General features: G+C 38.7%; 11 protein-coding genes. 5 read left to right on the forward strand and 6 right to left on the reverse strand.

The window, feature by feature from the left end; all coding sequences use genetic code 11:
* Window positions 1-160 precede the first annotated feature (160 nt).
* Window positions 161-3,331: a WGR domain-containing protein gene (locus QNI22_RS37625; RefSeq protein WP_314519439.1), complete on the forward strand. Its 3,171-nt coding sequence runs from the start codon at window positions 161-163 to the stop codon at window positions 3,329-3,331.
* Between the two features lie 14 nt (window positions 3,332-3,345).
* A complete protein-coding gene (locus tag QNI22_RS37630) occupies window positions 3,346-5,004 on the forward strand; it encodes an SWIM zinc finger family protein (RefSeq protein WP_314519441.1) in 1,659 nt (552 codons plus the stop codon).
* A gap of 493 nt (window positions 5,005-5,497) precedes the next feature.
* Here the strand turns inward: QNI22_RS37630 and QNI22_RS37635 are convergent, their stop codons facing one another.
* The 6 genes from QNI22_RS37635 to QNI22_RS37660 form a co-directional block, all read right to left on the reverse strand.
* Entirely contained in the window at window positions 5,498-5,776 is a 279-nt protein-coding gene (locus tag QNI22_RS37635) for a hypothetical protein (RefSeq protein ID WP_314519443.1), read from the reverse strand.
* 620 nt (window positions 5,777-6,396) lie between these two features.
* Window positions 6,397-7,299 (reverse strand): 30S ribosomal protein S6--L-glutamate ligase, encoded by a 903-nt coding sequence (gene rimK / locus QNI22_RS37640; protein ID WP_314519445.1) that lies wholly within the window; start codon window positions 7,297-7,299, stop codon window positions 6,397-6,399.
* Between the two features lie 224 nt (window positions 7,300-7,523).
* Complete coding sequence (locus tag QNI22_RS37645; RefSeq protein WP_314519447.1) at window positions 7,524-8,072, reverse strand: ATP-dependent zinc protease family protein; 549 nt, start codon at window positions 8,070-8,072, stop codon at window positions 7,524-7,526.
* Window positions 8,073-8,088: 16 nt separating this feature from the next.
* On the reverse strand, window positions 8,089-9,216 hold the full coding sequence (locus QNI22_RS37650) for a DNA polymerase III subunit (RefSeq protein WP_314519449.1): 1,128 nt from the start codon (window positions 9,214-9,216) through the stop codon (window positions 8,089-8,091).
* A gap of 76 nt (window positions 9,217-9,292) precedes the next feature.
* Window positions 9,293-10,150 carry a VanW family protein gene (locus tag QNI22_RS37655; RefSeq protein ID WP_314519450.1) on the reverse strand — a complete coding sequence of 286 codons (858 nt, stop codon included), beginning with the start codon at window positions 10,148-10,150 and terminating at the stop codon, window positions 9,293-9,295.
* A 27-nt stretch (window positions 10,151-10,177) separates the two neighbouring features.
* Window positions 10,178-11,368 (reverse strand): GlmU family protein, encoded by a 1,191-nt coding sequence (locus tag QNI22_RS37660; RefSeq protein WP_314519452.1) that lies wholly within the window; start codon window positions 11,366-11,368, stop codon window positions 10,178-10,180.
* Window positions 11,369-11,839: 471 nt separating this feature from the next.
* Here QNI22_RS37660 and QNI22_RS37665 point away from each other — a divergent pair, with 471 nt between their 5' ends.
* From QNI22_RS37665 to QNI22_RS37675, 3 genes are all read left to right on the forward strand, one after another.
* Window positions 11,840-12,055: a hypothetical protein gene (locus QNI22_RS37665; protein WP_313983210.1), complete on the forward strand. Its 216-nt coding sequence runs from the start codon at window positions 11,840-11,842 to the stop codon at window positions 12,053-12,055.
* Between the two features lie 127 nt (window positions 12,056-12,182).
* On the forward strand, window positions 12,183-12,881 hold the full coding sequence (locus QNI22_RS37670; RefSeq protein ID WP_314519454.1) for a peptidylprolyl isomerase: 699 nt from the start codon (window positions 12,183-12,185) through the stop codon (window positions 12,879-12,881).
* Window positions 12,882-12,948: 67 nt separating this feature from the next.
* Complete coding sequence (locus tag QNI22_RS37675) at window positions 12,949-13,581, forward strand: macro domain-containing protein (protein WP_314519456.1); 633 nt, start codon at window positions 12,949-12,951, stop codon at window positions 13,579-13,581.
* Window positions 13,582-13,601: the final 20 nt, after the last annotated feature.

The following is a 13,601-nucleotide window of genomic DNA, read 5'->3' on the forward strand; positions in this document are numbered from 1 at the left end:
GAGTATTTGTTGATAATCCCTTCATAAAGGAAACGAAAAAATAAGCCACAAAAATTGCTTGTTAAATTGATATTTCTAATATTGAAACCCGCTTACATTGCTAACAAGTATTAATTCTGTGTATAATTAAAGAAATTAGTAACCAGACTATCTATTCTGAATGAAACTAATTGAACAAGTATCTTTATGGTGCCGGGAAGGCAGTGCAGACAAGGTATATGAAGTAGATCTATATGAAGTAGGAACAGATAAATATGTAGTAAACTTCCGTTATGGAAGACGGGGTGCAACATTGAAGGATGGAACAAAAACAGCTTCATCAGTAGATCGTCCCAATGCAGATAAGATTTTTAATGCACTTATTGCTGAGAAAAAAAAGGGAGGATACCAGGAAACAGGCCGCTTTTCAGCAACACAGCAATCTACAGTCACAAGAACTGCCCCTACGGTTGTCAAAACTAATCAATACTCAGACAAAAAAGAGTTTATACTCGCCAAACTACGTGAGGCTAGTCAACCTGGTTTCAAGGATACTAAATGGCCTCTCTCACGTATTATCTGGCGTGTAGGGGAACTCCGTATCTTAGAAGCAGTTCCAGACTTAACTAAACTAGCAATTAAATCTGATGCTCTCCAGCAATATTGTATCTGCTGGGCATTGGGTCGTTGTGGTGATCGGGGCGCTACTATTTTGCTGGAACAATTATATCTGGCAGCCGCCTCCAAAGATTTTGTAAAACGTATAGCGTTGGTTAGCCTTCTGGCATTGGCAGACGAAACAAAAAAGAATTTCCTTCTGGACAGTATTTTTCAAAAACTTCATCCGGATATGCAGGCAGCTGTATTATCAGGAAAAACAGAGTCTGTACATTTTGCATTCAATGTAGGCATTGCAGAACGGACGATGACGTACGAAGTATTAGAACACCTCTATCTGCTGTCAGAAAAATATTCTCATATACGGCCAGTAGTTGTTTCCTCACTACAGGTACTGGCATTACAACCCGGCATCTTCAAGTATATTCGTCATATTTATAAGATTGCAGAATTTCGGGAAGATGCAGAAGTGTTTGCAACAATAGCGTATCGGTTTGAAAAACAGAATTCGTATTTCCGTCAAAGTCGTTGGGGAGGAGGCACTTATGCACCTGGCACATGGGACTGGATCAACGATGCCAAAGCAGAAATGAATAAGAATAACAGCCGACTGGCATTTTCCAATAATACAAAGGAATATTTTGTCCGTCGTAGCTGGCGTACCTTGCGTACTCTGGGGGAAGATCAGCAAAGCGAAAGCTATGCAAAATTGGCAACCGCTGTATTATTACAGTATTCTGATAGTAAGGATAAAACAGATCCTCGTCAGGTTAACAATACGTGGTATGAATGGAACAGCCGAAGTTATAAAACCCGTGTTACCCATTACCCAGCATTCGCCAATAACTTAAATCTGTTTGCAATTCTGTATCAAAATAGCCCACGATACGAACTTAAGAAAAATACAAAAGCATGGCGTTTCAAAAACAATGTAAAGTCTGATACGCTTTCAACACAAAGAGAAGAAGCATTTCCGGAACATTGGGATAAACATCCGGAATATCTTGTCCAACTTCTCATAGACAGTCGTTGTGAACTTGTACACGAATTTGCAGTAAGAGCACTGCGAGCCAATCCTAAGTTACAGGAAATAGCAGATAGCAAGTTTGCTGTCAAACTATTGGAAAAGGAATATGATGTAACTGTTCAATTAGGTCTTGAGTTGGTTAAACAGTTTTATAACCCACAGAATCCGGATGCCGAACTGGTTAGTCTAATTGTAAAACACCCTAAACAATTTGTCAGAGAATTAGGTAAGCAGTGGATTGAAGCGCAACCTGAGTATTTTGCCAGTCAGACATTTGTGTTTGCAGATCTGATTGTAAATCCATACGAAGATGTGTGGGAATGGGGCCGTCTTCTTTTGAGCAAAGTTCATCTGACAGAAGAACAGGCTCAGATGCTAATTGTCAAGACAATCACTGAGTTACTGGAATTAAACCCTGATGATCCTCAAAGCAATACCATTGCAGAGGGAGCTGGTTATACGTTGGTTACTTACTTTATCAGTCTCTTACAGGATGTGAGTCTGGAAGTAGTACAGGAATTGCTGCAACATCCCGTACCTATGGTTCAGGTATTAGGGGCAGGTATTCTTGTCAAACATGTAACTCCTGTTACTGAATTTCCTTCTGGTCTTATCTCATCTCTTATCAATTCGTCTGTACCGCAGGTACGTGGTATTGGTGTACAGTTATTCGGAAAATTACCTGATTCGCAACTACTTGCTAGTCAAGACATTTTGTTTGCATTTTGTACATCACCTTTTCCAGAAATACGTCAGGCAATCTTTCCAACTGTCAAAAAACTGGCGGCCCAATCTCCAGAATTTGGAGCAAGTTTCATTAAAGAGCTGATTCCGGTTTTACAACATAAGCAGGAAATAGAAGGCTTACATGAAGATCTGTTGTTGCTGATACAGGAAGGATTAACTGCCTATCTCTCTTCTATATCAGCTGAAGATGCCTGGATTATGTTGGGGTCACGACGTGGAACCACACAACGTATAGGATTCCTAGTAATTAGACATACCATCTCTCCTTCTCAGTTATCGGTTCGTGAGATCGTTAAAATGGCAAATCATGAACTACTGGATGTGAGGGAATATGCATGGATAATTTATACGCAACAGGTAGATCGAATGAAACAGGAAGCTAGTGAGGCACTACGAATTCTGGATGTAAAATGGAGTGACAGCCGGCGGTTTGGATTTGACTATTTCCGCCAACATTTCACAGAAGAGGACTGGACACCTACTTTGTTGGTAAGTGTATGTGATAGTACACGTGATGATGTACAACAGTTTGGCAAAGAAATGATTACTAAGTTTTTCAAGACAGAAAACGGATCAGATTATTTACTTCAGCTTAGTCAGCATCCTTCACAAAACCTCCAGGTATTTGCAACCAATTACCTCGAACAGTTTGCCACAGATAGTCTGGAGCATTTACAGAAACTGGAATTGTACTTTATTACCGTACTTTCTCAGGTAAACAGATCAGGAGTGGCTAAAACCCGTATATTCAATTTCTTAAGGCAGGAAGCGCTCAAAAATGAGCAAGCAGCCACCTTGGTTAGCAAGATTATAGCACGTCAGTCGGCCACTATGGCTATTGACAACAAAGCAGCTTGTATCCGGATTATGTATGATATCCGGAAAAGCTACCCGGCTATTGAATTGCCATTGACCTTAAAAGAAGTACCCGTATCGTATTCAACTAGCCCATTACAATAATAATAATCAGCTATATGCTTTTTAACTATAAATTTCATGGTAGCACCTCAGTAAGCAGCAATGCCAGTGCGGTAGATATGTCCTTTGCACCGGATACTTTGCGTCAGCCTACCTATTTCTCTGGTGTACTTGCCAAAAATATTAACTTCAGAGAAGCTATGTCCGCATTGCATGATGTGGTAGTATCTGATCTCCGGTTTAAACCCAAAGACAAAACAGCATATAAAGAATGGGCTGCCAGCCAAGAAGCTATGTGGATGGCTGAGTTTGGAGCTGAATATCAAGCTAATCTGAAATCCAAACTATCTGAACTACGGGAAGAGCTCTCCACACTACAGCAGAACAGATCCAAGTTGATGGACCCGTTCTATAAGGCCCAGCGTAAATACTTTGATTACCTCTATCAGAAAGATCGTGACTTCTGGTTTGTACTTGATCCAGTCATTACTGTTCATCCGGATGAAATCTTCTTTGAATGTTTCAGCCAGGACGAATCCACCTATGGCAAACTGGGATGTAATTATGAAGTATTCAAAAACATCAATGAGTTTGAGTGTGGTACAACCAACATCGACTACTCTGCAGACCTCTATAACGAGTTTCAGAAGATCCGGAATTACAAAGAAACTAACTTTACTGTTGACCCAAGCGGTTTCCAAGTACAAACTACTAATGAAGATGCCTATACAGAGGTAAAGATAGATTTACCAGATAGCTGGGTGCGAGGGTTTCTTCAGGTTAGTTCGGCTATGACCCTACCTGCTCATACATTTGAGTTACATCCTATGGATGTGCACAATATCTGTTTCATACTACGCAGGCAAAAAGAGAAGTTAGGCCCACGCTCCATCCGATTTGTGCTTAAACCTGGTGAGCCTGTCAAACTAATATTTGAACCCTGGAATCATGAATTGGTTTGTCGCCGTTCGATCTATCTGGGTAGTGAACCTGCTGAAATCCGGTTGTGGGGCCGCCGTCGCTTGCTGATTTTGGAAAGATTAATTCCTGTAACACAAAAGTTTACTGTTCATATGCTGGGTAATGGTATGCCATCTTTCTTTATTGCAGATCTTGGCTATATGAACTTTACTCTGGGCTTATCTGGCTGGACAGCCAATGATTGGTCTCGTGCGGGCAATTTTGACCTGATGGCGCCACGTGCAGAAGTTGACAATTTTACCAAAGAGCGTATCTTTAAAGCTCTTCGGGAAAACTGGAGAGAATCATCTGTGTCTCTTTCTCAACGTTTAGGGTTAGACAAGAAGCTGATTGAAGGGGCACTCTCTGCTTATACTCAGGCAGGACGCGCTATCTATGACCTCAATCAGAAAGTATACAGAGTGAGAGAACTCACTCAGGAACCACTTCCGATGGATAAACTCCGTTTCGATAATCCACGAGAAGCGACTGCCAATGAGTTTGTAGCGAATAAAGCCGTCAATGTACAGGCGACCCAAACTCCAAATGGATTAAAATTAAATGGTGTTGTAAAGGACAAAAACCAACAATATAAACCAGAAGTAATTATTGATAAAGATGAACGCATGGTTCAAGCCACCTGTACTTGTAATTTCTTTGTACAAAATAAGCTATATAAAGGACCTTGTGAACATATTCTGGCACTACGCATTGCACATAACAAACAAAGCTGGTGGACAAAGTTTTTGAACTAAAAGGTTTGCTTTTTATTTTGCTTATTTACATATTTGAGCGTAGACAGTAGACTTTCAAAGTCATAAAGACCTTGCAACCCGATTGATGTATCGTCAATCATGTTTAGAGTTTACTCACGCATCATGAGCTTGCTCTTGACTAAGCGGATAATGCACTACTGTAGCTATTGCAGTTCTATTTCAGGAAATCAATGAGACTACAGTAGTGCATATCCGCATCGAGTTGAGCAATCCCATCCTAAGTATTGTACGAAGGTACTTTGTAGCTACTGTCAAAATTATAAAAAAGAAAGCCCCGATCCTAGATCGGGGCTTTCTCATATAGTACTTGTAGAGTAAAAAACTTACTTTTGCATTAAGCTTGAATACCTGCCATGTATATATTTCAGCTATATGTCACCTCATCCAATAACATATTTAGAAAATTATTTACTACAGTTAAAATATAGGTATTATTCAATCTTTTGTAACACCTATATTCTGTTGTAAACTCCTACCCAACTTTTTCCAGTACACTTTTTGTTAATTGCGGATCTTTGAACTCATAGCCAGGATTAATAATATCATCTACTTTGCAATTGAGAACTTCGGATAATGCTATTAACACATGTACATCATTGTCTTTTTCCTGAATAACACGATAATACTTACTTTGTGTGCAACTGGTTTTTTGCATTACCGATCGACGTATAAGTCCAATCTGATCATAGGGTAATCGTTGCAATCTTTTTAAAATATTCCACTTTAATTCTTTATCCGACTCTATTTGCATATTTGAAAATATAGTAACAGTATTAGAAATAGTACAGGCTCGTAATTTGTAATATATTAATTTTATACAATTCGATAAAATTGTTAGTAGGGCATTTCCGATAAAAGTAAATATGATTAGTTACACTTTTTCATAAATACAATTCCGACTTTGATTATCAATATTTTGAAATATCCTGTATTGTATTATATACAAGTTTGTAAATCCAAAACTATGCTAAACCTATACCAACAATCCACTGACATTCAAATACATAAATCGACCACCTATTTCACTTACTGGTATTTAATGTAGGTCTATATTTTTTTCTGTCTTTTACTATGTAATCAGCTATTCTCAATGTTGCTACTGTAGTATAGATAAATAGGATTTCTCCCAGAAAATCTTCAGTTCTCGTGAAACATACATACGAAAAAAAGATAAATAGGGTTTGGATGTTTTCTATAGAATGGAAAAAGATGACGATTAATCTCTATCACTTACTGAGCCAGAGAAAGAGGAGATAAGCATATGTTGAGAGGAACTATTCAAAACAATGAAGTCTATCCTTTTTATAAAACACTCATTCACTGAAAGTTATATCCGTCCATTTTAAATAGATCATCTATAAAGTGTACCAATCATACACCTATTTTATCTTTTTTATTAACTGTCACATTTTTCTCCACATACTGAATAATCATATCTGCAATATCAATACCAGTTGCCGCTTCAATACCTTCTAATCCTGGTGATGAGTTTACTTCTATCACCAGAGGTCCTCGATGTGAGGGAAGCATATCCACTCCTGCTATTCCCAGTCCCATAGCTTCAGCGGCAGCAATGGCTGTATCTTTCTCTGCTTTTGACAATTTAATAGATTCTCCTTTCCCCCCCCTATGTAGATTAGATCGGAAGTCACCCAACTTACTCTGACGCCGCATAGCTCCTATTACTTTTCCATTTACAACAAAAGCTCTTATATCCGATCCGTTTGCTTCTCCTATAAACTCCTGTACCATGATATTTGTTTTCATATCATAGAAAGTTTCTATAATTGACTTAGCCGCTTTACGGGTTTCTGCCATCATAACTCCAATACCTTGAGTCCCTTCCAGTAGTTTAATTACTACCGGCACACCTCCCACCTGTGACAGAATGGAATCTATAGCAGATGAGTCTGTTGCGAAGGCAGTTTTGGGAAGTCCAACACCAGCTTTTGACAAAATCTGCAAACTACGCAACTTGTCACGTGATCGCGTAATAGCCAGTGATTTTACAGCACTAAATACCTGCATCATCTCAAACTGCCGCACAATAGCAGTACCATACTGTGTCACAGAATGGCCAATGCGGGGAATCACGGCATCAACACTTATTAGAGGCTTACCTTCATAATGGACCATAGGATTACCCCGTTCAATAACAGCGTAACATTTAAGATGATCCAATACCATTACCTCATGGTGACGTTTACGAGCTGCTTGAAATAATCGTTTGGTTGAGTATAAATCCGCGTTACGGGATAGTATAGCAATGCGCATAAAGGTTCTTTCAGATTAAATTAGCTGGTTAACAGATCTCCTGAGCAGAGAGTGTCAGCAAGGCAAAGAATAGATAGTATTTGCGTAATTGAGCTAAGAAAGATAAAATAATATCTTCAAAGAAAGAAAAACCGAAGGAGAAATGAATGAGAATTTCGTGAAGGAATTGTTATGATTTTACATACTTTTTTACTACTCTTCAGAAATGCCAAAAACGTCATTCTTTATTCCTCTGCATCCATATCCCATTCCACAAAATCTATGTTGTCTCTTTGAGGACCAGTTTGTGCTATCTTTCTGTGATAGGACACATCTATAAGAGCAACATCCACCAAAAACCTGTTCTTTAACATTTTGCGTCCAAGCAAAACAGGGAATCGCATATTCTCACGATCAGATAAGGAGAACTCTACTAAAAGCTTTTCTCCAAACAAAATGATATATGTTTCTATAAAATATCGTTTCTCGACATGCCCCGAAGAGCTTCGTACCTTCTTCTTACGAAACCGTGAAGTAATAAATCTGCGATGTTCTATTACAGGAATGTGTGAATCAAGAATATGAAAGCTTATGTACCGCTTTCCTTTTTTTTTGTACAGTTTTATTTTGGAACAATGAATAGCCGAGGAATAAGCTCCTGTATCTATCTTGGCTCCAATATTCATTGCACCAAAGTCTGGTAAATCTATCCGATCAAAACGCCCGATAATCTGCCGCTGTCCTTCCATTCTTAAAAATAAGGGATTAATAATTGCCAGTAAATGTATTTGCAAACCCAGTCTATCACAGCTAGCCTTTTATACTGGATGCTACCTGCAAAGATGTATCTAAAAAAACAATACGTGGACTGGCATTCCGCTCAAGGTGCAGAATAGCATTATTAAAGTAGCCAAACAAACGTTCTGCTCTTTCTGGTGTTATTACTTTGGCAAAGCCTTGTACAAATGTCATTTCCTCTCCTTCCAGCCTGATCAACTGTGGTTCATTGTAGGTATACACCAGAGATTCCCGCACCATATTTATACCATATTGCAATACATTTTTCTGAGCTTCCCGTGGCATTGCAGCTAGTTTGTCGGCATTTTTCACAATGTCTGTCAACCTCTTTTCCAGTTGAAAACACAAACGCATCCAATCTCTGAAAAGCTCATGCTGATCATTTTTAACTTCATTGCTCAAACGTATAGCTTCATTAAGATTACCATCTGCCAGATGAGCAATCTGAGCAGCCCGTTGTGGTTCTACCTGTAATTTAGTTGTCAGTACATGACTAATCTCCTGATCTGTAAAGGAGCGTACCCGTACCATTTGAGTACGGGAAATAATGGTGGTCAGTAACCTACCCGGATCCTGACAAACCAGTAGAAATAATGTCTTTGGAGGTGGCTCTTCGAGTATCTTCAGCAAAGCATTGGCACTGGTTATATTGAGCATCTCTGGCAACCACATAAACAGGACTTTATAGTCAGCCTCATAAGGTTTCAAACTAAGTCGCTGAATAATCTGACGGCTTTCCTCCGCAGAAATCTGAGGTTGGCGGTTCTCAGTACCAATATAATTAAGCCAGTCAGTGAGAGAAGCATAAGGATTCCCAGCCAAAAAAAGACGCCAATCCGGCAGAAAGTTTTCACTTAATGGATCTTTGGTTATTTTTTTAGTAGCTGCAACAGGAAATATCTGATGTAAATCAGGATGAGCCAGTTTACCAATTTTCCGGCATGCCGGACAAACCCCACAGGCATCATCCGGTTGCTTATCTTCACAGTTCACATAGGTTGCATATGCCCATGCCAAAGCCAGATTTGCACTCCCTTCATTACCAAAAAATAACTGTGCATGATGTATATGCCCTGTCTGCACTGACTGGATAAGAGTTTTTTTTACATCTGCCAGCCCTGGAATCTCTTTAAAAAGCATTCGAATGGTTAAAAGTTAATAATGCAAAAATAAAAATTGTAGCGCCAGTCTGAAACGAAATATCTGTATTTGTATACTACACCTTTGCCTTTTGCTCTTCTGTGAGATCTGCAAGGGTTACTTCCCTGTAAGTATCTGGAGTATAAACCACCCTTGCAAAATTCTTTGTAACAAGCTCCGTTTCCAGGATCTTACCGCTTTTGAACTTTGCAATCTTATTGCGCCATATCTCATTCTTTCTGTAAAACTGATTATTCAACTTGACAAACTCATGTTCCCGTTCTTCTACATGATAGGCAAAATCAAATTCTTCTGAGCACCGTAATTCTCCTTCCAGGCATTTTTCACTAAGCCAGAGATTTATCTGAAAAGTAGCATTTGTATTGTTCTTAAAACAATAATCACGATAGTTAAAAAATACGGTTGCTCCACTTCCAAAAGGTAATACCCGGTTATAATCCGGAAATGGGTCAAAGCTATGGTGATATCGTTCTGTCACAGTGAGTGGACTATGAATAACCAGCCAATGTAATAGATTGGAGATCTGACACAAGCCGCCCCCAATTCCTGCCCTGGGCTCTCCAAAGGTCAGCTCCATGCCCAGCTTGTATCCTTTGCGTTTGGTGGGTATTCCGACTAGATTACAGAAAGAAAATGTTTCAGCAGGCTTTATAAGAATACTATTGATCTCTTGTATTGCAATTTTCAGGTTCTCCACTTTATTGTATTGCAGAACAAGATCAGCATCTCCCAGCTTTCGAATCAGCACAGATTGGTGTTTCTTGATCCGAAATGGCAGCTTGTCTTTCTGCTTGTGTGAAGCATAGGTTTCTTTATTGTATTTCCACCAGATATACCGACGTATCCGTTTTTCCCAGACAGATAAAAAATATAAAACAGGGTGGTATTGACTAAGCAGTTTTTTTCGGGCCATTGTATAAATAGTCGCTTCCGTATTTTCTTATTGTATCCCATGAGTAGCATGAAACACATAAGTCAATATTTCACGATCCTCTGCAGTAAGAAGTATGGCTTTGCGTTCAAGTACCCGTTGTGCAACCTCCAGTGCTCTGTCCAAACGATAGGTATCCAATCCATCAGCACCTCCCCAGGTAAAAGAAGGTATATGTTTTGGAGGAAAATTGCCACCAAAAATATTTGCACTTACTCCTACTACTGTCCCTGTATTAAACATTGTATTGATTCCTGCTTTGGAGTGATCTCCCATTACCAAACCGACAAATTGTCTTCCTGTATCTACGAAATCTTTCTCAGCATAACTCCACTGTTTCACTAAGCCATAGTCATTCTTCAGATTAGAAGTATTGGTATCAGCCCCCAGATTGCACCACTCCCCTAAGATTGAATTCCCCAGATAACCATCATGCCCCTTATTACTAAATCCAAACAATATGCTGTTACTCACTTCACCTCCTATCTTACAATGAGGCCCTATAGTGATTTCACCTCTCATTTTAGCTCCGAGGGCAACAATACTACTCTCTCCGATTGCAAAAGGCCCCCGGATAATACTTCCCTCCTGTATATCTGCATATTTTCCAATATAAATAGGACCATTCTCAGCATTAAGGATACAGGCCTTTGTTTTAGCTCCTTCTTCCAGAAATATTTGAGAAGGATTATACATAATCGTATGTGGATCTGTTATCTCTTTGGAAATACGTTTTTCTGTAATCCATGCATAATCTGAACGAATCTGTGACCCGTTGAGTAGAAAAATATCTGACAGCTGACGTACCTGTGTCAATGTGCCAGTATATGTATGAACAGTAGTCTTTTCCGCCTGTGTAATAACATCTCTACAATCTTTCAAAGGATGTGGTGTCCTTAAAGCAACCAACACATTTCCACACTGTAGCGACTCTCCGGGAGATAGTTTCTTAATAACTGTAATCAGATTTTGATCCGGGCATAATGATCCATTTATCAGCAAGTTATCCTCACCCCAAACACTTATATATTTTTTCTGCAGAAAACCTTCTGTAAGATAACTTACTTCGCCTTGTAAGAAATGTAGCCATTTTTCAGCAATTGTGACAATTCCCAAGCGAATATGGCTAATTGGGCGTGTATATGTGAGAGGTAATAATGCCCCATGAACAAGCGTATCGTCAAAAAGAATATAATTCATATAACAAAAATAAAGGAAGAATTATAGGAATAAGACTTAAATAATGGATTTTTCTAATTTTTTTTAAAAAGTTTTTATCCTCACTTTATCACTCATTTATGCCAGTTCAGGCATATTTTTTTACTATTTAGGTTTACTTTCCATAAGGATCAAACACAAAATAAGTGTATATGGGCAAAAGTGGTCAGAAAAACACCACAAAACACTCAAACACCTGATTTACAGAAAGTTTAAGACGTTTTGTTTTTACGTTTTATGGCACGTTATTAGTGAAAAATCTATCAGAGAGAAGGCTACTCTGATTACTTGATTCGTAACATTCACACGCAATAAATCGTTAATGATTAAAGTTTTTTTTACAAATAAACGAGATAATTTTACCTACGTATTTACTCTAATGACATAATTGCTATGGAGATGACTCTTGATTACATATCGGTTTGTATATTTTGCATAATATGTGTAGTAGGAATGGTTTGGCATGTATTAACAGCTAAAAAAACCTCCAGACCTGATAATAATAGTGGTGATGGTGGAGGTGGCATTCCTTCCGGATTTGAATTTCCTCCTTTCGACCCTCCTAGTGGACATGGCTTAAGTCTTGATGACTGGCTGGTTGACAGAATGCCCAAAGATATGGAAGAAGAGAAGTCTTTAACCCATTTCTTTGAGTTAATGGAGAACTAAAATCTCGGTACTGAATGTATACACCTCATTTTGCGGCCAGCCAAGTGGGGTGTTTTTATTTTGCATAGTATACAAAAACTTAGGATACAAATCATCAAAATTGGAAATCCGGTTTTATATTTGGCCTATGAAAAAAATTTCATTACTACTTTTACTCTTGTGGGCTCTTTTTCCTGCTTCAGCCCAAAAAAAATCTAAAAAAGACTATCTGATTACACTCTCTACAGAATTTGGAACAATGTACGCTATTCTGTATGACCAAACACCAAAACACAAAGCCAATTTTATCGCATTAGCAGATACTGGATTCTATAATGGCACGCTTTTTCATCGTATCATCGAAAATTTTATGATTCAGGGTGGAGATCCTACCTCTAAAAAAGCCAAATCAGGTGAAATGCTAGGTGGTGGAGATGTAGGGTATAAAGTACCTGCGGAATTTAATGTTACCCTATTTCATAAGAAAGGTGCATTAGCTGCAGCGCGTGACAACAATCCGGAAAAAGCTTCCAGCGGTTGCCAGTTCTATATTGTTCAGGGCAAGAAATTCACAGATCAGGAATTAGCGGCTCAGGAGAAGCGGGCTGGCCGTGCATTAACTGACTCACAAAAACAAGTATATAAAACGCTGGGTGGTACACCTCATCTGGATGGAAATTATACTGTCTTTGGTGAGGTTATCCAAGGCTTAGATGTACTTGATACTATCGCTAAACAACCTCGCAATGACAAAGACCGCCCTCAGAAAGACATTGCAATGCAGATAAAAGTAGAAAAAGTAAAAAAGAAGAAGATTACAAAGAAGTTTGGGTATACCTATGAATAATACGGTGTGAGTCATTTCTCATATAATAAAGTAATTATTCAACCATATCCAACTCTAAACTCTTTCTATGCAATTTTACTTTATCGATACAAACAAACAAGTTACAGATGCCTGGAGTAAAGTATTCGAAGGCATACCCAATGTTTCTATCCTCAATGATTCTATTTTCGAGCATCCGTGTGATGCCATTGTCAGCCCCGCCAATAGCTTTGGTTATATGAATGGTGGTATTGACTTTGTAATCTCTAAAAATCTGGGATGGCATATTGAGAAAAGGTTACAAAAGATTATTCGTGAAAAATATTATGGTGAGCTATTAGTCGGACAAGCAGAGATTGTACCAACTGATCATACCAGTTTTCCGTACCTGATTTCAGCGCCAACTATGCGCCTCCCAATGACGATACTGCGCACTCCTAATATATACCTATGCATGAAAGCCATATTAACCCTTCTCCAATATGGCAAATTTACGGATGGACAAGGGATAAGGGATAAAATTAACTCAGTAGCTATCCCAGGGCTTGGAACAGGTATAGGACAGTTTCCACCTATATTGTGTGCTAGACAAATGCGCATTGCCTGGGAAGACATTATGAATGAAAAACATACAACTGAAAAAGGCTGGGAAGAAATGCGATCCAACTATGCTTATTTCTATACAGGTGATCCAAAAGATCTGAAATACCCTATACCTTAAAATAAAGCCAGACACTTATT

Source organism: Xanthocytophaga agilis (assembly GCF_030068605.1).
Lineage (GTDB): Bacteria > Bacteroidota > Bacteroidia > Cytophagales > 172606-1 > Xanthocytophaga > Xanthocytophaga agilis.